General features: G+C 64.3%; 15 protein-coding genes. 8 read left to right on the top strand and 7 right to left on the bottom strand.

All coding sequences use genetic code 11. The features are described from left to right. Positions 1-24: 24 nt before the first annotated feature. A complete protein-coding gene (locus QUH67_RS19225) occupies positions 25-3,195 on the bottom strand; it encodes an Rne/Rng family ribonuclease (RefSeq protein ID WP_300940390.1) in 3,171 nt (1,056 codons plus the stop codon). 731 nt (positions 3,196-3,926) lie between these two features. Between QUH67_RS19225 and QUH67_RS19220 the strand changes: the two genes are divergently transcribed. The 6 genes from QUH67_RS19220 (at position 3,927) to QUH67_RS19195 (ending at position 13,825) form a co-directional block, all read left to right on the top strand. Beyond that, positions 3,927-5,279 (top strand): N-acetylmuramoyl-L-alanine amidase, encoded by a 1,353-nt coding sequence (locus QUH67_RS19220; protein WP_300940388.1) that lies wholly within the window; start codon positions 3,927-3,929, stop codon positions 5,277-5,279. Positions 5,280-5,521: 242 nt separating this feature from the next. Then, on the top strand, positions 5,522-8,044 hold the full coding sequence (locus QUH67_RS19215; RefSeq protein WP_300940387.1) for a penicillin-binding protein 1A: 2,523 nt from the start codon (positions 5,522-5,524) through the stop codon (positions 8,042-8,044). A gap of 162 nt (positions 8,045-8,206) precedes the next feature. Then, positions 8,207-10,741, top strand: coding sequence for a penicillin-binding protein 1A (locus tag QUH67_RS19210; RefSeq protein ID WP_300940385.1), 2,535 nt, complete (start codon positions 8,207-8,209; stop codon positions 10,739-10,741). An 86-nt stretch (positions 10,742-10,827) separates the two neighbouring features. Then, a protein-coding gene (prfB, locus tag QUH67_RS19205) for a peptide chain release factor 2 (RefSeq protein ID WP_300940384.1) occupies positions 10,828-11,959 on the top strand; the annotation gives its coding sequence in 2 pieces (ribosomal slippage) (positions 10,828-10,896 and positions 10,898-11,959; 1,131 coding nt in all). A 3-nt stretch (positions 11,960-11,962) separates the two neighbouring features. Next, positions 11,963-12,835: an NAD(P)-dependent oxidoreductase gene (locus tag QUH67_RS19200; RefSeq protein WP_300940383.1), complete on the top strand. Its 873-nt coding sequence runs from the start codon at positions 11,963-11,965 to the stop codon at positions 12,833-12,835. 84 nt (positions 12,836-12,919) lie between these two features. After that, the gene (locus QUH67_RS19195) at positions 12,920-13,825 is read left to right on the top strand and encodes a DMT family transporter (protein WP_300940381.1); all 906 of its coding nucleotides are present in this window, start codon (positions 12,920-12,922) and stop codon (positions 13,823-13,825) included. Positions 13,826-13,870: 45 nt separating this feature from the next. On the opposite strand, the gene QUH67_RS19190 is transcribed toward QUH67_RS19195, so the two are convergent. Next, on the bottom strand, positions 13,871-15,925 hold the full coding sequence (locus QUH67_RS19190) for a carbamoyltransferase C-terminal domain-containing protein (protein ID WP_300940379.1): 2,055 nt from the start codon (positions 15,923-15,925) through the stop codon (positions 13,871-13,873). Positions 15,926-16,207: 282 nt separating this feature from the next. On the opposite strand from QUH67_RS19190, the gene QUH67_RS19185 reads away from it, so the two are divergent. Continuing rightward, positions 16,208-17,431 (top strand): ABC transporter substrate-binding protein, encoded by a 1,224-nt coding sequence (locus tag QUH67_RS19185; RefSeq protein WP_300940378.1) that lies wholly within the window; start codon positions 16,208-16,210, stop codon positions 17,429-17,431. Between the two features lie 110 nt (positions 17,432-17,541). On the opposite strand, the gene QUH67_RS19180 is transcribed toward QUH67_RS19185, so the two are convergent. The 3 genes from QUH67_RS19180 to QUH67_RS19170 all read right to left on the bottom strand — a co-directional run bounded on the left by QUH67_RS19180 (position 17,542) and on the right by QUH67_RS19170 (position 20,403). After that, the gene (locus QUH67_RS19180; RefSeq protein ID WP_300940376.1) at positions 17,542-17,991 is read right to left on the bottom strand and encodes an SRPBCC family protein; all 450 of its coding nucleotides are present in this window, start codon (positions 17,989-17,991) and stop codon (positions 17,542-17,544) included. Positions 17,992-18,170: 179 nt separating this feature from the next. Next, positions 18,171-19,529 carry a M23 family metallopeptidase gene (locus QUH67_RS19175; protein ID WP_300940375.1) on the bottom strand — a complete coding sequence of 453 codons (1,359 nt, stop codon included), beginning with the start codon at positions 19,527-19,529 and terminating at the stop codon, positions 18,171-18,173. A gap of 100 nt (positions 19,530-19,629) precedes the next feature. After that, on the bottom strand, positions 19,630-20,403 hold the full coding sequence (locus QUH67_RS19170; protein WP_300940374.1) for a peroxiredoxin: 774 nt from the start codon (positions 20,401-20,403) through the stop codon (positions 19,630-19,632). 216 nt (positions 20,404-20,619) lie between these two features. Between QUH67_RS19170 and QUH67_RS19165 the strand changes: the two genes are divergently transcribed. Then, complete coding sequence (locus QUH67_RS19165) at positions 20,620-24,291, top strand: YhdP family protein (protein ID WP_300940373.1); 3,672 nt, start codon at positions 20,620-20,622, stop codon at positions 24,289-24,291. On the opposite strand, the gene QUH67_RS19160 is transcribed toward QUH67_RS19165, so the two are convergent. Further along, positions 24,288-25,535, bottom strand: coding sequence for an MFS transporter (locus tag QUH67_RS19160; RefSeq protein WP_300940372.1), 1,248 nt, complete (start codon positions 25,533-25,535; stop codon positions 24,288-24,290). The two genes, QUH67_RS19165 and QUH67_RS19160, sit on opposite strands and share 4 nt — an antisense overlap. Before the next feature lie 132 nt (positions 25,536-25,667). Then, positions 25,668-26,921, bottom strand: a complete 1,254-nt coding sequence (gene tyrS, locus QUH67_RS19155) for a tyrosine--tRNA ligase (RefSeq protein WP_300940371.1) — start codon at positions 26,919-26,921, stop codon at positions 25,668-25,670. Positions 26,922-26,981: the final 60 nt, after the last annotated feature.

Genomic DNA, 26,981 nt, shown 5'->3' with positions numbered 1-26,981 from the left:
GGCGGTTTTCTTTTCTGCCGATCCTTACTCGCCGCTGCCGAAGCGCCGCGACCACCAGCCCGCCTTGCGCGGCGCAGATTCGTCTGATGCCGCTGGCGCCGGCTCGGCCGTAGCGGGTGAATGGACCGGTTCAGGCGCGCTGTGGCTTACGGAGGGCGTCGGTTCGGCCGGCGCGCTGGTCACGAAGCTGACCTTCTCGCGCACGGTCGAGCGCCGCGGCGCCGCGGCGCGTTCGGATTCCTGCGTGGCTTCTTCACTGGACGGTGCGGGAGCCGACGGAACGGGCGTGCTCACCACCACCGGCTCAGGCTGGGTGTAGGCCGCAGGCTGCGGCAACTCAGTGGGCCGCGAGACAGGTTCGGACGAAACGGCGGCCTGCACCAGCGATGGTGCGGGCTCAAACGAACCGCCATCGAAATCGGCAACAGCGCTGGTCACTTCCGGAGCCGGTGTCGGCCCCAGTTCGTCTGCGATCGATCCGGCCAGTCCGTCTTCCAGCTCGCCGCCACGCCGGCGGCGTCCGCCGCGACGGCCGCGGCGGCGCGGACGTCGCTCGCCATTGGCGGCCTGATCGCCACGGGGCGTGCCGGGCTGTTCGTCGCCTTCATCCTCATCGGTTTCACCGTCTTCGGCGGCCGCGCCTTCGACGGCCTCGCCGGCAACGGGCATCGCGTCACCGTCCTCGCGCGGAGCGGCGCCATCGCGCGGCTCGCCGCGGCCGCGCCGGCGCCGGCGGCGCTTGCGGCGGTGACCGTCGCCTTCGCTTTCGCCTTCACTGGAGGCTGCCTCGGCGGCATCGTCGGTCAATCCCTCGGTCTCTTCGGTTTCGACTTCGGATTCGGTTTCGATGTCGAATACGTCGTCGTCGTCATACGCCTCCTCGACCTGCGGGGGGGAGGCTGCAGCCTGCGCCACCAGCAACGCCTTGGCGGCTTCCAGCGTGTGCACCTGTTCGCCGCGGTCGATGATGAACGATTGCTGGCCGGCCACAGTCGGATCAGCGTTGACGGCGAGCGACACCTTGAAAGCGTTTTCCAGATCGCGCAGGTGGCCGCGCTTGTGGTTCAGCACATAGAGCGCGACGTCGGTGCGGGTCCGCACCACCAGATTGTGGGTCGCGCCCTTCATCAGGATTTCTTCGATGCCGCGCAGCAATTGCAGCGCCACCGACGAGACCGAACGGACATGCCCGCTGCCGCCGCACATCGCGCACGGCTCGGTCGAGCTTTCCAGCACGCTGGCGCGGATGCGCTGGCGCGACATTTCCAACAGGCCGAAATGCGAGATGCGGCCGACCTGGATGCGCGCGCGGTCCTGCCGCAGGCAGTCGGAGAGCTTGCGCTCGACCGCACGGTTGTTGCGCTTCTCGTCCATGTCGATGAAGTCGATGACGATCAGGCCCGCGAGATCGCGCAGGCGCAACTGCCGCGCCACTTCCTCGGACGCCTCCAGATTGGTCTTGAGCGCAGTGTCCTCGATGTGATGTTCGCGGGTCGAACGGCCGGAGTTGACGTCGATCGAGACCAGCGCCTCGGTCTGGTTGATCACGATGTAGCCGCCGGAACGCAGTTGCACGGTCGGCGAGAACATCGCGTCGAGCTGGCTCTCGACGCCCATCCGCGAGAACAGCGGCTGGCCGTCGCGATACTGCTTCACCGCCCGCACGTTCGAGGGCATCAGCATCTTCATGAAATCGCGGGCTTCGTCGTAGCCGGCCTGGCCGGCAACCTGGATTTCGTCGATCTCCTTGTTGTAGAGGTCGCGCAGCGAACGCTTGATCAGCGAGCCTTCCTCGTAAACGAGGGTGGGGGCCTGCGACTTCAGCGTCATGTCGCGGACGGTTTCCCACATCCGGATCAGGTATTCGAAGTCGCGCTTGATCTCGGGCTTGGTCCGCGCGGCGCCGGCGGTCCGAAGGATGATCCCCATGCCTTCCGGCACGTCGAGATCCTGCACCACTTCCTTCAGCCGCGAGCGGTCCTGGGCCGAGGTGATTTTGCGGCTGATGCCGCCGCCGCGGGCGGTGTTCGGCATCAGCACGGCGTAGCGGCCGGCCAGCGACAGATAGGTTGTCAGCGCGGCGCCCTTGTTGCCGCGTTCTTCCTTGACGACCTGGACCAGCATCACCTGGCGGCGCTTGATGACTTCCTGGATCTTGTACTGGCGGCGTGGGCGGAAGGCGCGCTCGGGCACTTCCTCGAGCACGTCGTCGCCGCCGACCGATTCGACGACTTCCTCTTCGGCGTCCTCGTCGTCTTCGTCGTCGTCGTCACCCTCGGGCGCTCGGGCTTCGTCGGAAGACGCAACCGCGTATCCCTCACCGGCGTGCTCGACATGCGCCGCGTCCTCGGCATAGGCCGCGTTCTCACGCGCCAGTTCGTCGTCATGATGCTCGTCATGGGCGTGCAAGTCATGGGCGTGCAGATCATGCACGGCTTCGGCCGGCGTCTCGGCGGCGGCCGCCTCTACCGGCACCCCGGCGGACGCGCCGGTTTCCGGTTCCAGGGCCGGGTTTTCACCGGCGGCATCCGCCCGTGAGTCGGCACTTTGCGAATCCTGTTCGGGGTGGTGATCGCGGTCGTGGTGAGCATCATGATCGTGCGAATGGTCGTGATCGCGACCAAGCGCGTCGTGATCATGCGCCGCGTCTTCATGATGCACAGCATCATTCTCGCGATGCTCGGCATCGTGCGGATGCACTTCGCCGACATAGGCGCCGTCGTGCAGATGCGCGTCGCCTTCGCCTTCATAGGGCTGGGCCGCCTGCGCGAGGTCCTGGCCGGCGCCTTCGACGACGCCGCTCTGGACGCGGTCGCCATGGCCGCGGCGACGGGCATTGCGGTGGCGCGACCGGCCGCGGTGGCGGCTGGACGACCTATTCTCGCTTTCCTCCTCGGCCTCGCGATGCGCGCGTTCATCGGCCTCGATCAGCGCCTGACGGTCGGCGACCGGGATCTGATAATAATCCGGGTGAATTTCGCTGAACGCTAGGAAGCCATGGCGGTTGCCGCCATATTCGATGAACGCCGCCTGCAGCGACGGCTCTACGCGCGTGACCTTGGCGAGGTAGATATTGCCGCGGAGTTGTTTGCGCTGGGCGGTCTCGAAATCAAATTCTTCGACGCGGTTGCCGCGGACCACAACGACCCGGGTCTCTTCCGGGTGGGTGGCGTCGATCAACATCTTGTTGGGCATTTTGGAACTCTTGACGGCGGCGGGCGCGGTGCATGGCGCGCGCAAGTAGCGCGGCCCGGTGACGCGACGGTCCACCTGATTCGGGGGTGAGGGGAAGGCCAAAACGCACATCTTGGCGCCGCGCCGATCGGGGAGCCGCCGGAGCGAGGCGACGTGCGAAGCTTTCGCTTCGCGTCGGCGCGATCTTTCCGTGGAACCTGGTCGGCAATACAGTCTGGCGCATCAAGCGTCGGCCCGTCTGAACATGTTGGCGGAACGATACCGCCGTATCTTTCGCTGAAGGCCCGGTTCGGCGCGTGAACGCCCACCGGCCATCGCATATCGGACCGTGTGGGGTCCGGATATTCGGTTCTGCCTTGTCTCAAACCGTCCCTGGAAAAGTACTCATAAAGTACCTGGGACCGGACGCCGCTCGGGCTCGAAACCGCCCCTCCGTGTCAGCCGCGCGCGGCGCTGGCTGGGGAGGGGTCGGGAAAGACGCAGGTTCCTTCGGCTTCGAAGGTTCCGGCGCTGCACCGGGAGGCTGAACGCGACACAACCGGGAGTATTAGCCGTCAGCACCTCGTACATACGTGGATTGGCGCCTGCGTGCAAGGGAAGCGCAATGGAACCCGCTTCCAAGCGTCGCAGGGCAGCAACACTCACCTCTTTTCACAGATTCGCCCTTAAGGTCCAATTAACCCTGCACTCCTATTGCGGTAAGTGAAGGCTCTTCCGGAGGCACCGAATCGTTGGCGAGCCGTTCAAATCAGCCTGTTTTGCTGGGATGTGGTCTATTGTGCGCCGCAGCATTGCTGTGCGTCCCGTTGATCGGCCCCAGCTTTGCGCAGGCACCGGCCTATCAACCGCCGCCCGCCTATCAGACTCCTCTCTATCAGGGGCCGGCCGTCATCCCGAGCCCGGCGCCGGTATCGAACTTCCCCGTCGCTTCTGACGCGCGCCTGGCTGGCGATGCCAAACAGACCCGCTTCATTCTCGATCTCGACAAACCGGTTCAGTTTCGGGCGTTCACGCTCGCGGACCCGTATCGCGTGATCGTCGACCTCAACCAGATCAATTTCCAGCTTCCGGCTGCAGCCGGCGCGACAGGGCGGGGGCTGGTCAAGGCGTTTCGCTACGGTCTGGTCATGCCGGGCGGGTCGCGGATCGTGTTCGACCTGAACGGCCCGGCCAGAATCGCCAAATCCTATGTGCTGGAGGCGGCTAACGGCCAGCCGCCGCGGCTGGTGCTCGAATTCGAGGAGGTCGACCGCACCGCCTTTGTGCAAGCGCTGGCGCCCGAAAACCGGCCCGAATTGCGTCCGGGAATTGCCGAGGCCAACGCCGCGGTCGCGAAGGTCGACGCGCCGGCCGCGCCGGCGTCGCCGCCGGATAAAAGGCCGGTGGTCGTGATCGATCCCGGTCATGGCGGCGCCGACAACGGCACCGAGGCCGGCGGCAACGACATCATGGAAAAGAACCTGGTGCTGACGTTCGGGCTGGCGCTGCGCGACCGGCTCGAGAAGTCGGGCAAGTACCGTATCGTCATGACCCGGACGGATGACACCTTCGTTGCGCTCGGCGACCGCGTGAAGATCGCGCGCAACGAGGCGGCAGCGCTGTTCATCTCGATCCATGCCGATGCCTTGCGGCGTGGCGAGGGCGACGCCCAGGGCGCCACCATCTATACGCTGTCGGAAAAGGCGACCGACAGCGAGGCCGAGCGGCTGGCAGACGCGGAGAACAAGTCGGACGCCATCGGCGGGGTCAGTCTCGCCGACGAGCCGACCGACGTCGCCGACATCCTGATCGATCTGGTGCAGCGGGAAACCAAGACCTTCTCGAACCGGTTCGCGCGGGTGCTGATGGGTGAAATGAAGACCACGGTCCGCATGCACAAGCATCCGCTGAAATCGGCCGGTTTTCGGGTGCTGAAGGCCCCCGACGTGCCCTCTGTCCTGGTCGAACTCGGCTACGTCTCGAACAAGGGCGACCTCGAACACCTGGTCTCGGAAAGCTGGCGGAACCGGACGGTCGGGGCGATGGCGCAGGCGATTGATGCATTTTTGGCCAAGCGGCTGGCAACTGCCGGGCCGGCCAAGTAAAAATTGCCGTACGCCTGACGTAAGCGCAGGCGGATAAGCGTGCTTTCCAGTGGCCGAAGCCCTAGTTTGGCCACAGCGGCAACGGTATAGAAAATCGACTGCTGGTCTTCGGAATCGGTCAATATTGTCCGCCGGACCCTTTGATATGTTCGACCGCGTGACGGCGGCCCGTTTACCGGGGTGGCCGTGTTAGGATGGACGCCGCAGATTTCGGCGGACAGGGTTGGAACGGAACTTCGATAATGCGCTTGCTGGTCCGGTTTTTGGGTTTCCTGTTCGCCGCCGGGACCGTCGTGTTCCTGGTCGGCGTAGCCGGCGTGGCGGGCGCGATCTGGCATTTCTCCAAGGACTTGCCCGACTATTCACAGCTTCAGGATTACGAACCTCCGGTGATGACACGCGTCCATGCGTCGGACGGCGCGCTGATGGGCGAGTATTCCAAGGAGCGCCGGCTCTATCTGCCGATCCAGGCGGTGCCGAAGCTCGTCATCAACGCGTTCCTGGCGGCCGAGGACAAGAACTTCTACGAGCATGGCGGCATCGACTTCACCGGCATGGCGCGCGCGGCCGTGGTGTATGCGCAGAACTTTGGTTCCAACAGGCGTCCGCAGGGCGCCTCGACCATCACCCAGCAGGTCGCGAAGAACTTTCTTTTGACCAACGAAGTGTCGTTCACGCGCAAGATCAAGGAAGCCTTGCTGGCGATGCGCATCGAGCGCGCCTATTCGAAGGACCGCATCCTCGAGCTCTATCTCAACGAAATCTATCTCGGCCTTGGCGCTTACGGAATCGCCGCCGCATCGCTGGTCTATTTCGACAAGTCGGTAAACGAGCTCACGATCGCGGAAGCGTCCTATCTGGCGGCACTGCCCAAGGCGCCGGCGGCGCTGCATCCGGTGCGTAACCGCGACCGCGCGGTCGAGCGGCGCAACTACGTGGTCGACCGTTTGGTCGAAAACGGCTGGATCAAGCAGGCCGACGCCGACAAGGCCCGCAAGGAAACGCTCAACGTCACCAGCCGCGGCAACGGCGCGCATATCTTCGCCGGCGAGTATTTCGCCGAGGAAGTCCGCCGCGACATCTTTGAGCGCTACGGCGAAAAGAAGCTGTATGAAGGCGGGCTGTCGGTCCGCGCCACGCTCGACCCGAAGATGCAGGTGATGGCGCGCAAGGCCATGGTCGCCGGGCTCGTCAAGTATGACGAAGCCAGCGGCTGGCGCGGCGCGCCGTCCAAGCTCGACATCTCCGGCGACTGGGGCGTCAAACTCTCCGACGTCAAAGCGCTCAGCGATATCTCGCCGTGGCGGATGGCGGTGGTGCTGGAGACCTCCGACCAGTCGGCGCGGATCGGCTTCCAGCCGGGCCGCGAGCTTGGTGGCGCGGTCAGCAAGCAGCGCCAGACCGGCATCATCACCCTCGACGGCGTGCGCTGGGCCAGGGCCGCCTCAGGACCCGCAAAGGGCAGGACCCCGACCTCGGTGGCGCAGGTGCTCGCCGCCGGCGACGTGATCTATGCCGACCCGCTGTTCGACAAGGAAGGCAAGCCGGTCGAGGGCCAGTACCGGCTGCGCCAGTTGCCGGAAGTGTCTGGCGCCATGGTCGCAATGGACCCCTGGACCGGCCGCGTGCTCGCGATGGTCGGCGGCTTCTCGTTCGACCAGAGTCAGTTCAACCGCGCCACGCAAGCCTATCGGCAGCCGGGATCGTCCTTCAAGCCGCTGGTCTATTCGGCGGCGATGGACAACGGCTATACGCCGTCGACCGTCGTGGTTGACGCGCCGATCGAGATCGACCAGGGGCAGGGTGCCGGCGTCTGGCGTCCGGAAAACTATTCCTCCGGCAAATATCAGGGCCCGGTCACCCTGCGCAACGCGCTGAAGAATTCGCTGAACACGGTGACGGTGCGGCTGGCGCAGGACATCGGCATGCCCTTGATCGGCGAATACTCCAAGCGGTTCGGTGTGTATGACGATCTGCCGAACTATCTTTCCTATGCGCTTGGCGCCGGCGAAACCACGGTGATGCGGATGGTGACGGCGTATTCGATGTTCGCCAATGGCGGCCGACGGGTGAAGCCGACGTTGATCGATCGCATCCAGGACCGCTACGGCCATACCATCTTCAAGCACGACGCCCGCGAATGCCGCGGCTGCGATGCGCCGGGCGGCTGGAAGAACCAGCCCGAGCCGCAGCTCGTCGACCGCCGCGAGCAGGTGCTCGATCCGATGACGGCCTACCAGATCACCTCGATGATGGAATATGTGGTGCAGGCCGGCACAGCGACCGTGGTCAAGGAAGTCGGCAAGCCGATCGCCGGCAAGACCGGCACCACCAACGACGAAAAGGACGCCTGGTTCATCGGCTTCTCGCCGGACCTCGTGGTCGGCATCTATGTCGGCTTCGACAAGCCGCGCAATCTCGGTCGCGGCATGACCGGCGGCCATCTGGCCGCGCCGATCGCCAAGGATTTCCTCAAACTCGCGCTCGCCGACAAGCCGGCGATCCCCTTCAAGGTGCCGGCCGGCATCAAGCTGGTGCGCGTCGATCCCAGGAGCGGCATGCGGGCCGGTCCGGGCGGCGGCGGCATTCTCGAAGCCTTCAAGCCGGGCACCGCGCCGCCGGATAATTACTCCGTCATCGGCGTGGCGGATGCCGACGGCCGGATGCCGCAACAGGGATATCCGCAAGGCGGCTATCAGCCGGGATATCCGCCGGCCTATCAGCCTGAAAGCGGCAATATCATGCGGCCGGGCGGGCTTTGGTGAACCGCTCGCAGCATTTTCAACTGCAAGGCCCATCTTCGAACACTGTAGGATGAAATGTTTGAACCCGGTGGATTCGTGGGTCCGTAACGGGTGGGGAATTCCGGTGGACACGGGAACACGCGCTGACTGTCACGGCGCAAAGGTTGGAATGGAATTTCGGTAATGCGCTTTGTGGTCCGATTTTTGGGTTTCCTGTTTACCGTCGGGACGATCATGTTCCTGGTCGGCGTGGCCGGCGTCGCGGGCGGAATCTGGTACTTCTCCAGGGACCTGCCCGACTATTCGCAGCTTCAGGATTATGAGCCGCCGGTGATGACGCGCGTGCACGCCGCCGACGGCGCGCTGCTCGGCGAGTATTCCAAGGAGCGCCGGCTCTATCTGCCGATCCAGGCGGTGCCCAAACTCGTCACCAACGCCTTCCTCGCGGCCGAGGACAAGAATTTTTACGAGCACGGCGGCATCGACTTCACCGGCATGGCGCGTGCGGTCGTGGCGTATGTGCAGAATCTCGGCTCCAACAAGCGCCCGCAGGGCGCCTCGACGATCACCCAACAGGTCGCCAAGAACTTCCTGTTGACCAACGAGGTGTCGTTCACGCGCAAGATCAAGGAAGCCCTGCTGGCGATGCGCATCGAGCGCGCCTATTCGAAGGACCGCATCCTCGAGCTCTATCTCAACGAAATCTATCTCGGCCTCGGCGCCTATGGCATCGCCGCTGCGTCGCTCGTCTATTTCGATAAATCCGTGAACGAGCTGACGGTCGCGGAAGCCGCCTATCTCGCCGCGCTGCCGAAAGCGCCGGGCACGCTGCATCCGGTGCGCAACCGGGATCGCTCGGTCGAGCGCCGCAACTACGTGATCGACCGTTTGCTTGAAAACGGCTGGATCAAGCAGGCGGATGCCGAGAAGTCGCGCAAGGAGCCGCTGATCGTGGCCTCCAGGTCCAACGCCGCGCATACGTTTGCCGGCGAATATTTTGCCGAGGAAGTCCGCCGCGACATCTTTGAGCGCTACGGCGAGAAGAAGCTTTATGAAGGCGGCCTGTCGGTCCGCACCACGCTCGATCCAAAACTGCAGGTGATGGCGCGCAAGACGGTCGCCGCCGGCCTCGTCAATTTCGATGAGGCGCAGGGCTGGCGCGGCGCCATGAGCAAACTCGACATATCCGGCGACTGGGGCGTCAAGCTCGCCGAAATCAGGTCGCTCAGCGACATCTCGCCCTGGCGGATGGCGGTGGTGCTCGAAACATCCGACCAGTCAGCCCGGATCGGCTTCCAGCCGGGCCGCGAACTCGGCGGCGCCATTTCCAAGGAACGGCAAACCGGTCTGATCACGCTGGATGGTGTGCGATGGGCGAAGCCGGTCGCTGCCGCAGTGCGCGGCAAACCCGCGACGGCTTCGGTATCGCAGATTCTCTCGCCGGGTGACGTGATCTACGCCGATCCGCTGTTCGACAAGGATGGCAAGATGGTCGAGGGGCAGTATCGCCTTCGGCAAATCCCCGAAGTATCCGGCGCCATGGTCGCGATGGATCCGTTGACCGGCCGCGTGGTGGCGATGGTCGGCGGCTTCTCGTTCGACCAGAGCCAGTTCAATCGCGCGACGCAGGCCTATCGGCAGCCGGGATCGACGTTCAAGCCACTGGTGTATTCGGCGGCGATCGACAATGGCTACACGCCGGCGACGATCATGATCGACGGCCCGATCGAGATCGACCAGGGGCAGGGCAACGGCGTCTGGCGGCCGGACAATTTTTCGGTGGGCAGCTATAAGGGGCCGATTACGCTGCGCGACGCCCTGAAACAGTCGCTCAATACCGTCACGGTGCGGCTGGCGCAGGATGTCGGCATGCCCCTGATCGGCGAATACGCCAAGCGTTTCGGGGTCTACGAAGAGCTGCCGAACTATCTCTCCTATTCGCTCGGCGCCGGCGAAACCACTGTCATGCGGATGGTGACGGCCTATTCGATGTTCGCCAATGGCGGCCGGCGGGTGAAGCCGACGCTGATCGACCGCATCCAGGACCGCTACGGGCGCACGATCTTCAGGCATGACCAGCGTGAGTGCCGCGGCTGTGACGCGCCCGGCGGCTGGAAGAACCAGCCCGAGCCCCAGCTCGTCGATCGCCGGGAGCAGGTGCTCGACTCGTTGACCGCCTACCAGATCACGTCGATGCTGGAGAGCGTGGTGCAGGGTGGGACGGCGACGATCCTGCGCGAGGTCGGCAAGCCGATCGCCGGCAAGACCGGCACCACCAGCGACGGAAAAGACGTCTGGTTCGTCGGCTTTTCGCCCGATCTCGTCGTCGGTCTCTATATGGGCTATGACAAGCCGCGTAGCCTGGGCAGGTCCGCGCAGGGCGGCCGAATCGCCGCACCGATCGCCAAGGACTTCATGAAGCTCGCACTGGCCGACAAGCCGCCGACCCCCTTCAAGGTGCCTCCCGGGATCAGGCTGGTTCGCATCGATTCGAAGAGCGGCATGCGCCCCGCACCCGGCGATACCGGCCGTACCGTTCTGGAAGCCTTCAAGCCGGGCACTGCGCCGCCGGAGAATTACATGCCGGCCGCCGCCGTCGGCGTCGTCGAGGGCGATGGACGCGTGCCGCAGGGATATCCGCCGGAAGCCGCCAGCATTCAGGGAGGATCTCCTGATGCCGGCAGCATCATGCGGCCCGGCACCGGCAGGATCTATTAGCGGATTGCGCTTTGTTGCGTACGTCGCTACATCCCGCCCGTTGAATATCGATCCAGCCGCGGTTTTGACCGCAGACAGAAGGCATCATGCGCGCCGAAGTCGAACGCCTCGTAGAAGAGATCAAGCAGTCGGTCGGGCTGCTGAGGAGGCATCTTTGACGTCGATGCATCCACGGCGCGCCTCGCCGAGCTGAACAAGCTCGCCGAAGATCCCAATCTCTGGAACGATCCCCAGAAGGCCCAGAAGCTGATGCAGGAGCGCACCTCGCTGGTGGATGCGCTCGAGGGCATCGGCAAGGTCGAACGCGAACTCGACGACAATGTCGAGATGATTGCGCTCGGCGAGTCCGAAAACGACGAAGGCGTCGTGGTCGAGGCCGAGAACGCCCTGAAGGCGCTGAAGAAGGAAGTCGCGCGCCGCGAACTCGAAGCGCTGCTGTCGGGCGAGGCCGACCGGTTCGATTCCTACCTCGAAGTGCATGCCGGCGCCGGCGGCACCGAAAGCCAGGACTGGGCCGCGATGCTGCTGCGCATGTACACGCGCTGGGCCGAGGAGCACGGTTTCAAGGTCGAGTATCTGGAAGAAACCCCCGGCGAAGAAGCCGGCATCAAATCGGCGACCGTCCAGATCAGCGGGCACAATGCCTATGGCTGGCTGAAGACCGAGGCGGGTGTGCACCGCCTGGTGCGGATATCGCCGTTCGATTCCAACGCACGGCGGCATACGTCGTTCTCTTCCGTGGCGATCTTTCCGGTCGTCGACGACTCGATCAAGATCGACATCAAGGAATCCGACGTCCGCACAGACACGATGCGTTCGGGCGGCGCCGGCGGCCAGCACGTCAACAAGACCGAATCCGCGGTGCGCCTGACGCATATCCCGACCGGCGTCGCCGTGGTCTGCCAGGCCGGCCGTTCGCAGCACAAGAACCGTGCGCAGGCCTGGGACATGTTGCGGGCGCGGCTGTACGAGATCGAGCTGAAGAAGCGCGAGGAACAGGCCGCCGCCGACCAGGCCGCCAAGACCGACATCGGCTGGGGCCACCAGATCCGCTCCTATGTGCTGCAGCCCTACCAGATGGTGAAGGACCTGCGCACCGGCGTGCAGACCTCGGACACGTCGGGCGTGCTGAACGGCGACCTCGACGAGTTCATGGCGGCGACGCTGGCGCAGCGCGCCTTCGGCACCTCGCCCGGCGCGGTCGAGGATGTGGACTAGCGCATGACGAAGGTCGGGTTCATCGGGCTCGGCCGCATGGGCCATGGCATGGCCGGCCGCTATCTCGAGGCGGGTTTTGACGTCGCGGTATGGAATCGCAGCCAAGCCAAGGCGGAAGATTTGATCGCGCGCGGCGCGCGCTGGGCGGGGTCGCCTGCGGATGCTGCCGATGGCGCCGACGCCGTCGTGACCATGGTCGCGGACGACGAGGCGTCGCGCAACGTCTGGCTCGGCAAGGAGGGCGCGGCGGCATCGATGAAGGCAGGCAGCCTCGTCATCGAATGCTCGACCGTCTCGCATCAGCATGTGCTCGACATAGCGCGCGAACTGCGCGGCCGCGGTCTCGTCTATATCGACTGTCCCGTCACCGGCCTGCCGCAGGCGGCAGCCTCTGGAAAACTGACCTTGCTGGTCGGCGCCGAACCCGCCGATCTCGCTTCCGCAAAGCCCTTCCTCGCGCCGATCGGCGACGTGATCAGGCACTTCGGTGCTGTCGGCACCGGCACCGTCTTCAAGCTCATCAACAATCTGATGGGCGCGGTGCAGATCGCGAGCCTCGCCGAAGGCGTCGCTATGGCCGAGCAGGCCGGTCTCGACATGAAGCTGGTGGCGGAAGCGCTGGCGACCGGCGCGGTGGCCAGTCCGCAGGTGATCCGGCATTCCAAACGCATGGTGGCGCGCGATTTCTCCGGCGCATCGTTCACCACAGCGCTTCGCTACAAGGATGCGGCGTACGCGGTGAGACTGGCCGAGAGCCTGCTGGCAGAACCCCCGCTGGTCGGGCAAGCCGCCGTCGAGGCCTATGCGAAGGCGAAGGCCGAGATGCCCGACGACGACGAGGGCCGGATGATCGAACTGGTCTCGCGGCCGAAATAGCCCGCCGCAAGTCCATTTCCGGAAATCGGGTGGGAAAGCCGGGCGCGTCGGAATAAATCTGCGAGATCGCAGATATCAAATGACATGATCGCCAAAGACGCTTCGATCGACGCCCGCGACTGGTGGCTGCTCGGCCTGCTCTCGATCCTGTGGGGCGGGTCGTTCTTCTTCAACGGCGTGGTGCTGAAGGAATTGCCGCCTTTCACGCTGGTGTTTTTGCGCGTGGCGCTCGCGGCGCTGATGCTGCTGCCGTTGCTCTGGCTCTATCGCATCCGCTTTCCATCTGGCCTGTCCGGATGGATGCCGTTCATCGCGATCGGGCTGTTCAACAACGTGCTGCCGTTCTCGCTGATCGTGGTCGGACAGACTTATATCCCGGGCGGGCTGGCTTCGATCCTGAATGCCACGACGCCGCTGTTCACGGTGGTCGTGATAGCGGTGGCCGGCGCGGAAAATCTGTCCGCGCGGCGGATCGGCGGCGTCGTCGCGGGCCTGATCGGCGTTGTCATTCTGTACGGTGATAGCGTGGGGCTGGAGCGCGGCCAGGGGCTCGGCATTCTGCTGTGTCTGGCGGCTGCCTTTTCTTATGGTGTGTCAGCGCTGCTGGCGCGACGGCTGCTGTCGAATTCGCCTGCGCTGGGTACCGCGACGTTCCAGATGCTGGCCTCGGCCGCGATGATGACGGTGGTCGCAGGATTCGTCGAGCGTCCCTGGCAATTGCCGATGCCGGGAGCCACGACATGGCTCGCTGTGATCGGGCTTGCCGGGCTGTCGACGGCGCTCGCCTATATCGTGTTCTTTCAGATCCTGCGGCGCTCCGGCGCCACCAATGTCATGCTGGTGACGTTGCTGATCCCGGTGACCGCGATCCTGCTCGGGGGCCTGGTGCTCGGCGAAACAATCTCACCGCGGGAGATTGCGGGCGCGCTGGTGATCGGCAGCGCGTTACTGCTGATCGACGGGCGCGTACTGAGATCCTTTCAGCGCTGAAGAAGTTGACGTCGTCCCGGCGTTCGCCGGGACGACGTCGTGATTTCAGGTCGCCCAATCGGAATACCAGCCGGTGAATCTTCCGCTGTCGCGTTCGCCGCCGTGCCAGGCCGCATGGACCTCGCCGTCGCCTGCCACCAGCACGACAACATCGAGCCCCTTGGAGCGGCGCAGCGTATCGATCGCCTGTTGCGGGGTCTGCGCGATGGGGCCCGCGACATTGAACGACGTGTTGACGGACAGTTCGACGCCGATGTGGCGGCCGAGCGCCTTGAGATAGGCGTAGGTGAGGGGATCGTCTTCGGTACGCACGATCTGAATCCGGCCGGTGCCGTCGGCGTGGATGACCGCCGGGATTTGTTCGCGGGCGTGCGGTTTTGAGCGCGCCGTCAGCACCATGTAATTATAGGCGTTGTAGTCGGCGTCCGAGGCGCCGGGCAGCAGGTCGAAATATTGCTGTGCCGCCTCCAGCGTCGCCATCGGCGCCAGCGGGCGGATCGCTTCGCGGTACTTGACGCGTTCGTTGAGCCGCTCGCGCGCGAGGGGATCGCAGGGGTTCGCAAGGATCGAGCGGTGGCCGAGCGCGCGGGGGCCCGTCTCCGCCGCGCCCTGATAGAGCGCGATGACGCCGCCTTGCGCCACCATGAACGCCATCAGATCGGCGACCGCATCGCGGCCCTCCGCGGTCGAGATGTCGCCGATACGTTGCGAGGCGATGTCGTCGGCCGCAAGCGCGTTGGCGATATCGCTCTGTGTTGGCGCCGTGCCGCAATAGAACGCGTGGGTCATCGGCGCACCGCGCGGGGCGCCGGCCAGATGCGCGAACAGCCAGGCCGCGCCGATGGTGACGCCGGGATCGCCGGGGACTGGCGGCACCCACAGCTGCAGGCGCGCGTTGCGCTGCTGCGCCTTGCCAAACCAGGCCTCATCGAAATGTTCGAGCAACCGCATGTTGCCGACCGCGTTCAACGCGACGCCGCCGGTCAGCACCAGCCGGCTAGCGCCCGTGGAGCGCAGCAGGTGATCGACGACATGTATCATCGCGTCCTCGAACACCAGTTGCGTTGCGGCCGCCTTGTCGAGGCGGTCCTTGGTGTCGGGCCGGTGATGGATGTCCTCGGCCCGCAGCACCGCATCGGGATTCCAAAGCTGGTCCGGCCGCAGCGGTTCGCCGAGGATGTCCGTCAGCGCCTGCTTGTAGGGATGATCGAACGGGTCGCAGTACCAGTTGGCCATCGCGCGGTTGAGGCGGACTTCGCCATCGCTGCCGAAATGCAGCACCTCCCGCAGCCGCGCGTAATACGAATTGCTGGCGCGGTCCATGTCGCCCCACGCGGCGGCGCCCATATAGCGGCCTTCGCTGGACAGCCAGGTCCAGCCGCCCTGCGTGGAGGAGATCACGCTGTAGAAAGCGCCGAGTGAATCGAACATGCTGTCGTTGCAATAGAGCCGGCGCATCGCGCCACGCTCGACGACGTAAAGCGAGATCGAGCCCCGATCGCCAGTGCCGTCGAGCACGGCAATTGCCACAGGCTCGCCGTCGTCGGCGAAGGGCGAGGCGGCATACGAAAACCAGGCGTGGTTGTCGTGATGCGGCAAACATATCAGCGGCACGCGCTCGGCAAGCCCGAGCTGGCGGGCGAGGATTTTTGGCGTTCGCGTCATCTGGTCGAGGCGGCGGCCGTCGAAGCCGGCGGCCTCCGTGGTGCGCACCAGTTTGATGCTCTGCGGCAGTTCCTCGAGCACCGAACGCGCCAGCGTGCCGGCGAGGGTCGGATAATCCCAGCTCGTGAGCCAGGCATCGATATCGCCGACATCGCGGCCCATGCCACGCAGCGTCGCCACCGCAGCGTCGATCGACAGTCTTGGATATTCGGTCGTGTGCTTGTTGCCGGAAAAGCGCTCTTCCTCGTTGTTGACGATCAACCGCGGCCCGTTCGCCTGCGTCACCTCGATCAGCGCAACACCCGAGTTATGCGTGCCGGGCGCGCCGAGGCCGGCGAGATAGACGGTCTCGCCGCGCGCGAGCTTTGCACGCACCTGTGCAATCCGCTCGTCGCAAAAAGCCGAGCCGAGCTGGTGGAATCCCGCAGCCCCCATGGTCTTCGCCGCCAGCCAGCGCGCGAAGCGGAAGCCTGCGGCGGCGAGTCTAGGATGCCGCGGGCCAATTCGTATGCCTGGTTTCAACGTGTCCAACCTCGGGGCCTCGCGCGCATGGTTTTGCACGCTTGGTAATGACGTGACCCTGCATCAATCACAATTGGCGCCGGGCAACAATGCCGTTTCGTCATGCGGAATAAGCGCGTGCTTGCCACAGGCGAATCCGCTTGCGACACTCCCTTCCAAGACTGCGTCAGAACAAGAAAAACAAGGGAGAAAACGATGCCGGTTCGCATGCCCAACCTGGCGGCCGTGATGGCGTTCGCCGTCGCCGCAATGGTCGCGACCACAGCCCAGGCGCAGAAGAAATACGATCCCGGCGCCAGCGATACCGAAATCAAGATCGGCAACATCATGCCCTATAGCGGCCCGGCGTCGGCCTATGGCACGATCGGAAAGGCGCAGGCGGCCTATTTCAACAAGATCAACGCCGAGGGCGGCATCAACGGCCGCAAGATCAACTTCGTCAGTTATGACGACGCGTTCAGCCCTCCGAAGGCGGTCGAGCAGGCGCGCAAGCTGGTCGAAAGCGACGAGGTACTGCTGATCTTCCAGCCGCTCGGCACGCAGTCCAACTCGGCTACCCAGAAATACATGAATTCAAAGAAAGTGCCGCAACTGTTCGTCGCGACCGGCGCGACCAAGTTCGGCGATCCGCAGAATTTTCCGTGGACCATGGGCTGGCAGCCGAACTACCAGAGCGAGGGGCGCATCTACGCCGCCTATATCCTGAAGAATTTTCCAAAGGGCAAGATCGCGGCGCTCTGGCAGAACGACGACGCCGGCAAGGACCAGATGAAGGGACTGCGCGACGGCCTCGGCGACAAGGCCGGCATGATCATCTCGGACAAATCCTACGAGGTGTCCGATCCCACCATCGATTCGCAGATCGTCGCGCTGAAGGATTCCGGCGCTGATATCTTCATGACATGGGCAGCGCCCAAGGGAGCGGCGCAGGCAATCCGGAAAGTCGCGGAACTCGGTTGGAAGCCGGTCTATCTCTTGGGCAATGTCTCTACATCGGTCGCAACCGTGCTCAAGCCGGCTGGCCTCGAAAATGCCAAGGGCATCATCTCGACGGCCTACATCAAGGACCCAACCGATCCGCTGTGGAAGGACGATCCCGGGATCAAGGCCTGGCTCGCGTTCATGGACAAGTATTTTCCGGACGGCGACAAGACCAATAACAACAACGTCTACGGCTATGCGACGGCGCAAACCATGGTTCAGGTGTTGAAGCAGTGCGGCGACAATCTCACGCGCGAGAACGTGATGAAGCAGGCCTCAAGCTTGAAGGATTTTACCAGCGACGTGCTGTTGCCCGGCATCAAGATCAATACGGCGGCGAAGGACTTCTTCCCGATCGAGCAGATGCAGTTGATGAAGTTCAACGGCGAAAGCTGGGAGCTGTTCGGCGACATCATCACCGGCGAGGTCGGGCACTGAACCAACGCGCAGTTTCGCAAGATGGGTGGAGCTCTTGCGTAAGCCATCAAATCCTTGCTCGGAAGGTGATGGGTTTCGCGAAGGGCTCAACCATCCTGCAACTGGTGGCGCTATCCGGGAATGTCAGGCTCGACGAGCAGTGCAAGCTGGGCGAGCGATTGCTGCCAGCCGAGATAGCAGGATTCGACCGGAATCACCGTCGGCAGGTTCGTTTGCTCGATGTTGACCTCGGTGCCGCAGGAGACCGCTTTCAGCGTGACGGTGACCTCGATGACTCCGGGAAGATTGGGGTCGTCGAAAGTGTCGGTGTAGCGAATCCGCTCGTTGGGCACGATTTCGAGATATTCGCCGCCGAACCCATGGCCCGTGTTGGTGGTGAAGTTCGAGAACGACATGTTGAAGGTGCCGCCGACCTTCGGCTCGAAATGATGAACCTTGCAGGTGAAGCCGTAGGGTGGCAGCCACTTGGCCATCGCGTCCGCATCGAGGAAGGCGCGAAAGACCTTTTCGGGCTTGGTGGCGAAGACGCGGTGCAGACGAACGGTATTGCCTTCGGACATGACGCTGGTTCTCCATGACTGAGCGGAGCATCTCGCAGAGTTGGGTCAGATTAGCTCAGGCTCTGTCACAAGGACGGCGGGGCTGTCCGCGATCCGACACGGGATTTAAAGATTTTCCGACGCAGAGCGCGCGTCGGTTCCACGCAGAATGGCGAATAAACGGCAGCTGGGAAACGGCCCTATCCCGCGCTGAGCCTGACGCCCGCGCGCAAAAACTTCTGCGGGTCGACGGCCTCGCCGTCGATCCGGGTTTCATAGTGCAGATGCGGTCCGGTGGAGCGGCCGGTGGAGCCCACGGCGCCGACTACTTGACCGATCTTGACGACGTCGCCGACCCTGACGTGGATTTCGGAGAGATGGCCGTAGCGAGTCGAGAGCCCGTTGCCGTGGTCGATCTCCACCATGCGGCCATAGCCGCCCATCCATCCCGATGACACCACCTTGCCGTTGGCGGTGGCGCGGACGGGATCGCCGGTGGCGGCGCGGAAGTCGAGGCCGGTGTGCATGGCCGGACGGCCGAGGAAGGGATCGCTGCGCACGCCGAAACCCGAAGTGAACTCGACCGCGCCGACGACGGGCTTGCGATAGGGCACCAACGCCAGTGTCGCGTTGAGGCGCTGCATCTGGCTGCGGGTGATGTTGATCCGGTAGAGCTGGCGCTCGAACGCGCCGGAATCGGCTGAAAGCTTCACCGGCACGAACGGCCCGCCGATGGCGGAGCGCGGCGTCGCCGCTTCGAGCTGCGCCAAGTCGAGGCCGAGATCGGTGAACACGCCGCGCATCCGGCGCAGGCGCGATTCCATGCCGTCCTCGACCGAGCTCAAGGCCGCCATCTGGCGTCGCTCGATCGAATCGAGCGAGCTCTGCAGGCGGACCAGCACGTTGTCGACGCCCTGAACCTTGGCGAATTGATTCGGCTGCGGCTTGGCGACGAGCGGCGTGCGCGACTCCAGCCGCGCCTCGCGATCCGGCGGCGCCACGAAGATCACGGTGTCGCTGATCGGGGAGGGTTTTAGCGGACCGGCCGCCGCCGGCGTCTCCACAGCCGCGCCGCGTCCAGGAGGCCTGATCGAGCCGGTCGCCGCGACATCCGGGATCGCGCCGAGCGCCGTGGCCCGCGATTCCAGCGCGGTCTGGCGGCGCATGATCTGGTCGAGCTTCTGGTCGAACTGTTCCTGGTCGAGCAACTGGCGGCTGGTGGTGCGGTCGACCTTGGCGCGCAGTTCCGCGATTCGGTCCTCATAGGCATATTGCATCTCGGCCTGGCGCGCGATCAGCCGGGTCAGGACGTCGTCGCGGAACGCGAAATAAGTCGCGGTCGCAGCCGACCACATGCCAAGCAGCACGATCGTGCCGACCACGATCCAGAACACGATCGGGCCGAGCCGAACCTGCTTGCCGGCATGCGCGATGGTGTAGCCGTCGCCGTCGATCGCAGCCGCCTTTGCCGCATAGGCGGCGGGCCGGCGCGGCGGGGTCCGGCCGTGATCGTGAGGATGGTGATGGTCGGAATAGTGGTGACCGGAACGGTACGACATCGGCACTCCCGCGCCGGTCGGACGCGAGTTCCGTACGGCTCAATTTACCCGCCGATTTGACCCTCTCATGGTTAATTTTTGGGAAATGGAATGCCTCCGCTCACATGGCCTGGACTGCGGCCAGCACCTCCTCGGCATGGCCGTCGACCCGAACGTTGCGCCAGATTCTGGCTACCCGTCCGTCGGCCCCGATCAGAACCGTTGTTCGAATGATTCCCATGAAACTCCTGCCGTACATGGATTTTTCGCCCCAGGCGCCATACGCCTCCAGCATCTCATGCTGTTCATCCGAGATCAGAGGAACCGAAAGCTGATGCTTGGCGGAAAACGACTCCTGTGCCTTTACGGTGTCCGCGGAGATCCCCAGCACGGCCGCTCCGGCGTCGGCAAAGGCGCTCTCGAGCCGGGTGAAATCGATTGCTTCGCGGGTGCAACCGGGGGTGTCGGCGCGGGGATAGAAGAACAGCACCAGTTTTTTGCCCGCATGGTCGGCCAGCGAGACATGGCCGCCGCCATTGCGCGGCAGGCTGAAGGGCCAAGCGACAGCGCCCACGACCATCTCGGTTCCCGCAACCGGCGCCGGCGGAGCCGATTGGTTGGATTTTATTAACTTTTTCGATGTCGGCTTGTGCGACGATTGAATGGAAGCGGATTTGGCCGCTTTGACCGGCTTGCTGACAGTCGCCTTGGCGGCGGGCCGGGCGGGCTTGCCGGCGGTCTTTGCAGCTGGCTTGGCAGAGGTTTTGGCAGCAGGCTTTTTGGCCGCGGTGCGGGCGGTCTTGCTTGCGGTCTTGGCGACGGGTGGTTTTCGGGCGGGCGTCTTGCGGCTTTTGGGGGCTGGCTTGGAGGATTTCTTGCGCGTTTTCTTGGACATACGCCTTCCTTTCGTCGCTTTCCGCAGATCAACCATTAGGGTATTGCGGGTCGTGTCTCGGACCGTCGGATTCGCTCCGGCCGCTGGGCAAGTTTGATGACCCGGGAGTACGGTTACAAGGAATTCGACGCTACCCCCGTCCGCTCGTCGATGGGAACGCCCAATGAGTCCTTGGGCCCGACCACGAGTAACAGTATTAATCGAGGAATGGCAGCGATGCCGGCACGGGAGCGTTCGATCAGAATCGAAGAGCGCGCCTCTGGCGGCGGTCAACCTCAGCGCCGGCACCGAGAGGCAATGGCTAGGAATACTTCGCCCAAGGGGTCGAATCCGCGCGCCGAGGTCCACATCTCGCAATGGGATGATGCGGCCGGCTGGGATCAGGAGCCCGATGAGGCGGGGCGCTATCGCGCGCGCCGACTATTGTCCCGTCCAAGTTCCAGATTTCATCGGCTGGGCGGTCGGTTCGAGGCGCTGCAGCGGCGGCTGACAGAACGCTGGGTCAAGCGTCTCGCCATCGTGGTTGGGGTACTCGCGTTCATCTTCACGACCTGCTTCGGCGGCCTGTGGATGCGGCTCGGCGCCGGGCCGATCAACCTCGATATGGCGACGCCCTGGCTGGCCGCCGCGATCGAGGACAATATCGGTCACGGCAATACGGTCGAAGTCGGCGGCACGCAGATCGAGCGTGCCGGGCGGATTAGGATCGCGGTGCGAATCCGCGACATCGTGGTGCGCGACCGCGATCAGGTCGTCGTCGCCACCGCGCCGAAGGCCGAGGTGAAACTGTCGGGCATGGCGCTCATGATGGGGCGGCTGCGCGCCGAAAGCCTCAATCTGGTCGATGCAGAACTGGCAGTGAAGATCACGCCGGACGGTCAGGTTTCGGTGTCTGCCGGCGACACCGCCAAACCGCTCGCGACCGGCGTCGCTTCCAAGCGCGATGCCGGCTTGGCGCCGACGTTCCCCCGTTCGGCGCCTGCTCCCGCGCCGGGAGCGACGGCGTCAGAAACGGCGCAGAGCGGATTGCTGGCCGGCCTCGACTGGCTCGACAGTCTCAGCCTGACCGGCCTCGACGGGCAGAACCTCAACGAGATCGGCCTCAAGAACGGCAATCTCATCGTCGACGACCAGCAGCGCGGCAACAAATGGACGTTTGAAAATATCAGCCTGAGCATGCGCCGGCCGAGCGGCGGCGGCGTCGCGGTGAGCCTTGGCGAGGAGGGCGCGCGGCCGTGGTCGCTGAAGGTCGTGATCGGACCGCCGCAGAACGGCGTGCGCTCGGTCGACCTTCGCGCGGACAAGGTGCCGGCCGCCAACATCCTGTTGGCGATGCGGGTCAAGGATCTCACTTACAGCGCCGACCTGCCGCTGTCCGGCGAACTGAAGGGCGAACTGGGCCGCGACGGCCTGCCGACCTATTTCCGCGGCAAGGTTCTGGCCGGCGCCGGCAACCTGATCGACACCGACACGCCCGACTATCCGATGCCGATCGATTCGGCCGAGTTGAGCGTCGAATGGGACGCCGGACGGCGCGTGCTGGTCGCGCCCTTCAAGGTCGTGTCCGGCGCAAACCGGATCACGCTGCTGGCCCATCTCGAACCGCCGAACGGCGCCACAAACGAATGGCAGGCCGGCTTCAGCGGCGGCACGATTTTGCTGGCCGGCACCGGCAACGAGGCGCCGCTGATCTTCAACCGCATCTCGATCGGGATGAAATTCGACACCGACCGCAAGCGCGTGCTGCTCACCCAGGCCGATATCAGCAATGGCGAGATCGGTATCGCGGGCACCGGCAGCGTCGACTATGCGAATGAAGCACGGCTTCAGCTCGGTTTTGCCGGCACGCCGATGTCGGCGGCGGCGCTGAAGCGGATGTGGCCGATCCTGATCGTGCCGGAAGTGCGCGAATGGGTGATCGACCGGATCGAGAAGGGCACGCTCCAGCGTATCGAGGTCGGCGTCAACTCGCCGGTGCGCAACCTGTCGCGCAAGGGACCGCCGATTCCGGATGATGGCCTGGCCGTCAACATCGTGGCGTCGGGCGTCACGGTGCGTCCGGTAGACGAAATGCCGTCGGTTCGCGACGCCGACCTGAAGGCGCGGGTCACCGGGCGAACCGCGCTTGTGACGATCGGGCAAGGGATCGCCGACACGCCGGCCGGCCGCAAGATCAATATCTCGGACTTCACGTTCGAGGTGCCGGACATGGCGCCAAAGCCGTCGCCGTCGAAGGTCAAGTTCAGGGTCGATGCGCCGGTGGCGGCGGCCGCCGAGATTCTGGCCTCCGACCGCCTCAGCGACGTCTCCGGCACCCTGATCGACCCGAATTCCAGCAAGGGCAACATCACGGCCTCAATTTCAATGGGCATGCCGGTCAAGGGCTCGATGACCAAAGCGGAAACCATCTACGCCGTCACGGCCGATCTTTCCGGATTTTCCGCCGACAAGCTGGTGATGAACCAGAAGCTGGAAGCCAACACGCTGAAGGTGGTGGCCAACAATGCCGGCTATCAGGTCAAGGGCGACGTCAAGATCAACGGCCAGCCGGCCTCGCTGGACTATCGCAAGCCGAGCGCGGGAGATGCCGATATTCGCCTGCAGGCGACGCTGGACGATGCCAGCCGCGCGCGGCTCGGGATCGATCTGGGATCCGCGGTGACCGGCTCTATTCCGGTCAAGGTGATCGGCAAGATAGGCGAGAACGACAGCCGCGTCGGTATCGAAGCCGATCTCACTTCGTTGAGGCTCGACAACATCCTGCCGGGCTGGGTCAAGGTACCTGGCAAGTCGGGCAAGGCGACGTTCATCGTGGTGAAGAAGGAACAGTCGACGCTGTTCCAGGACATCGTGGTCGAAGGCGGCGGCGTGTCGATCAAGGGCTCGCTGGAAGTCGACCAGAACGGCGACCTGATGAGCGCGAATTTCCCGACCTACGCACCGTCGGATGGCGACAAGACCACGCTGAAGGCGGAACGCGGCGCCGATGGCGTCGTCAAGGTCACAATGCGCGGTGAGGTGTTCGACGGCCGCGGCTTCCTGAAATCGGCGATCTCAGGCAAGGATTCCGATCCCAAGAGCAAGACCAGGGGCATTGATCTCGATGTCGACCTCAAGCTCGGCGCCGTCGCCGGCTTCAACGGCGAGGCGTTGCGCAGCATCGACAGCAAGTTCTCGCGGCGCAACGGCGTCGTGAGGGCCTTCGCCCTGTCCGGCAAGGTCGGTCGTGATACGCCGCTGACCGCCGATCTGCGCGGCCGCAGCGCGGGTCAGGGGCGCGAAGTCATCATGCTGCAGACCAACGATGCCGGCGCCTTCTTCCGCTTCACCGACATGTATTCCAAGGTGGTCGGCGGACAATTGTCGCTCGCCCTGGAGCCGCCGACGGTCGAACCCACCGCCAAGGAAGGCCTGATCAATGTCCGCGACTTCACCATCCGCGGTGAGGCCTCGCTGGACCGCGTCGCGGCGGGCAATTCCACCGGCAATCAAGGCGGCGTTTCGTTTTCGGCGTTGCGCGCCGAGTTCACCCGGCAGAGCGGCGTGCTTTCGATCAGGGACGGCGTCGTGAAGGGGCCGATGATCGGCGCGACCATCGAGGGCAATATCGATACGGCCGCCAATCAGGTCCGCATGAGCGGCACCTTCATTCCGATGTACGGGCTGAACAACATGTTCGGTCAGATTCCCCTGCTGGGCCCGATACTCGGCGCGGGCAGCAACGAGGGCCTGATCGGCGTGACCTACGAGGTGGTCGGTACGCCGGGGCAGCCCGTGCTGCGCGTCAATCCGATCTCGGCGATGTTCCCCGGCGTGACGCGCAAGATCATGGAATTCAACACCGGCAAGCAGAACAACGGCCCGGTGGAATTGCCGCCGAACAACTAACGCCGCAGCGCCGGCACCACCAGAAACGGAATCAATCCCAGCACAAGATTGATCAGCGCGAACACGAACAGCGCGTCATAACTATGCGTCCAGTCGTGGATCAGGCCGCCGGCCCACGACCCCAAGCCGGATCCGAGGCCGCTGCCGATCGAGATGGTGCCGTAGATGGTGCCGACGCGTTTGCCGCGAAAGATGTTCAGCGCAGTCGCGGTGATCAGCGGGCCCCGCGAACCGATCATGCTGCCGAAGGTGATGACGAACCCCGTCAGCAGCCAGTAGCTCGGATAATATTGCAGCAACCAGAGCAGAATGATTCCGACGATCGAGACGCCGTAGCTGAACAGCACCGACGGCCGGCGGCCGATGATGCCGTCGAGCGTCGAGATGCCGAGCATGCCGAACAGCAGCACCACGCCGGAAAAGCCCCAGGCGGTCGCGGCCTGCAACGGCGCAAATCCGGCATCGATGAGATAGGCGACGATCTGGGCCGTGACGGCGTACATCGCAATCGCCGTGAAGAAGAAGGTCGAGAACAGCGCCCAGAAGGTGTGGTGGCGCATCGCGCTCGTCAACGTCCAGCCATTGTCGACGAAACCGGCGTCCGTTTTCTGCGCCACCTGCAGCGAACCCATGGCGATCGTCCGCCACGGCAGCAGCAATAGCGGCGCCAGAGTGCATAGCGCTGCGATGCCGAACCAATGATAGGCGTCGCGCCAGCCGATGCGGTCGATCAAAAGCTGCGAGGCCGGCAACAGCAAAAGGGTACCGATGCCCGCGGCGGAGTAGAGAACCGCCATCGCCGTCGGCAACCGCCGGCCGAACCAGCGACCGAGCAGGATCGAATTCGGCACGTTACCGGTCAGCGCAATGCCGATCCCGACGCACAGTCCCGTCGACAGCTGGAACTGCCAGAGCGTTTGCGCGCGTGACGACACCAGGAAAGCGCCGGCGAGCAGCAACAGCCCGAGCGAATAGGTGAGGCGGGGACCGGAGCGGTCGAACAGCCGGCCGACGAACGGCGCCATCAATCCGCCGGCGAGCCAGGTCAGCGAGTAGACCGAGACCACCTCGGCGCGGTCCCACGAAAAGCTTTCCGCGATTGGCTTCAGGAAAACCGTAAAGCTGTCGCCGAGGCCGCGACCGACCATCTGCATCACGAAGCACAGCGCCAGCACGCTGAGCGCGGTGTGCGCCGGTTTAGGCGCCTTGGCTACCGCGTCTGCCGCTGGCGTCTTTTCGTTCATGCCAGCAGGGAGCGCGCTTCCGCCCATCCCTGCAAGCGTGAAAAATGAATGCGCCTATGCGGACGGGCGCTGGATTTTGATTTTAGCATGATCTCGTCGGAAAACCGGTGTCCACTTTTCCGGGATCATGCTCTATGCCGGCTTGAGCAGCACGTGCTTTTTCTTGCCCATGGAAAGCTTGATGACGCCTTCCGGGGTGAGGTTGGACGGAGTCAGGACCATTTTTTCGTCGGTGACGGCTGCATCGTTGACGCGCAAACCACCGCCCTTGATCTGGCGCCGCGCCTCGCCGTTCGATGCGACGAGGCCCGCCTTCACGAACAGGCCCAGCACGGCGGCGCCGGATTCCAGTTCGCCGGAAGAAATTTCCACTGTCGGCAGGTTTTCGGCGATCGCGCCTTGCTCAAAGGTCTGCCGGGCGGTTTCGGCCGCGGTATTGGCGGCGTCGCGGCCGTGGAGCAGCGCGGTCGCCTCCGTCGCCAGCACCTTCTTGGCTTCGTTGATCTCGCCGCCCTGCAGCGCAGCCAGTTTGGCGATTTCGGCCATCGGCAGGATCGTGAACAGTTTCAGGAATTTGACGACGTCGGCGTCCTCGACGTTGCGCCAGTATTGCCAGAAATCGTAAGGGCTGAACTGGTCGGCGTTGAGCCACACCGCGCCCTGCGCGGTCTTGCCCATCTTGGCGCCCGAGGCCGTGGTCAACAGCGGTGTGGTCAGCGCATACAGTTGCTCCGTGCCCATGCGGCGGCCGAGATCGACGCCGTTGACGATGTTGCCCCACTGGTCGGAGCCGCCCATCTGCAGCCGGCAGCCGGTGCGCCGCGCCAGCTCGACGAAGTCGTAGGCCTGGCAGACCATGTAGTTGAACTCGATGAAGCTCATCTCCTGCTCGCGCTCGAGGCGGAGGCGGACGGAGTCCATCGTCAGCATGCGGTTGACGGAGAAATGCCGGCCGATATCGCGCAGCATCTCGATCCAGTTCAGCCTGGTCAGCCACTCGGCGTTGTCGAGCATGATAGCATCGCTGGCGCCGTCGCCATAGCGCAATACCTTCGAAAAAACGCCGCGGATCGACGCCTTGTTGGCCTCGATTTCGGAAATCGAGCGGATGGCGCGCGACTCGTCCTTGCCCGAGGGGTCGCCGACCATGGTGGTGCCGCCACCCATCAGCGTGATCGGCTTGTTGCCGCTCTGCTGCAGCCAGTGCAGCATCATCATGGTGAGGTAGTTGCCGATATGGAGCGAGGGTGCAGTGCAGTCGTAGCCGACATAGGCGGTCGCCTGGCCCTTGGCGGCGAGCGCGTCGAGTCCGTCGAAATCGGAACATTGGTGGATGAAGCCGCGTTCGCTTAAAATGTTCAGGAAATCCGATTTAAATGCGGTCATGGGCGGGGGACTCTGATCATTCTCTTTTCACTGTAATTGTAACAGTTTGCGGAACCCGGA

The organism is Bradyrhizobium roseum (assembly GCF_030413175.1).
In the GTDB taxonomy this organism is placed as follows: Bacteria; Pseudomonadota; Alphaproteobacteria; order Rhizobiales; family Xanthobacteraceae; genus Bradyrhizobium; species Bradyrhizobium roseum.
Note: the sequence above shows the minus strand (reverse complement) of the source record. Positions and strands in the feature narration are given on the sequence as shown.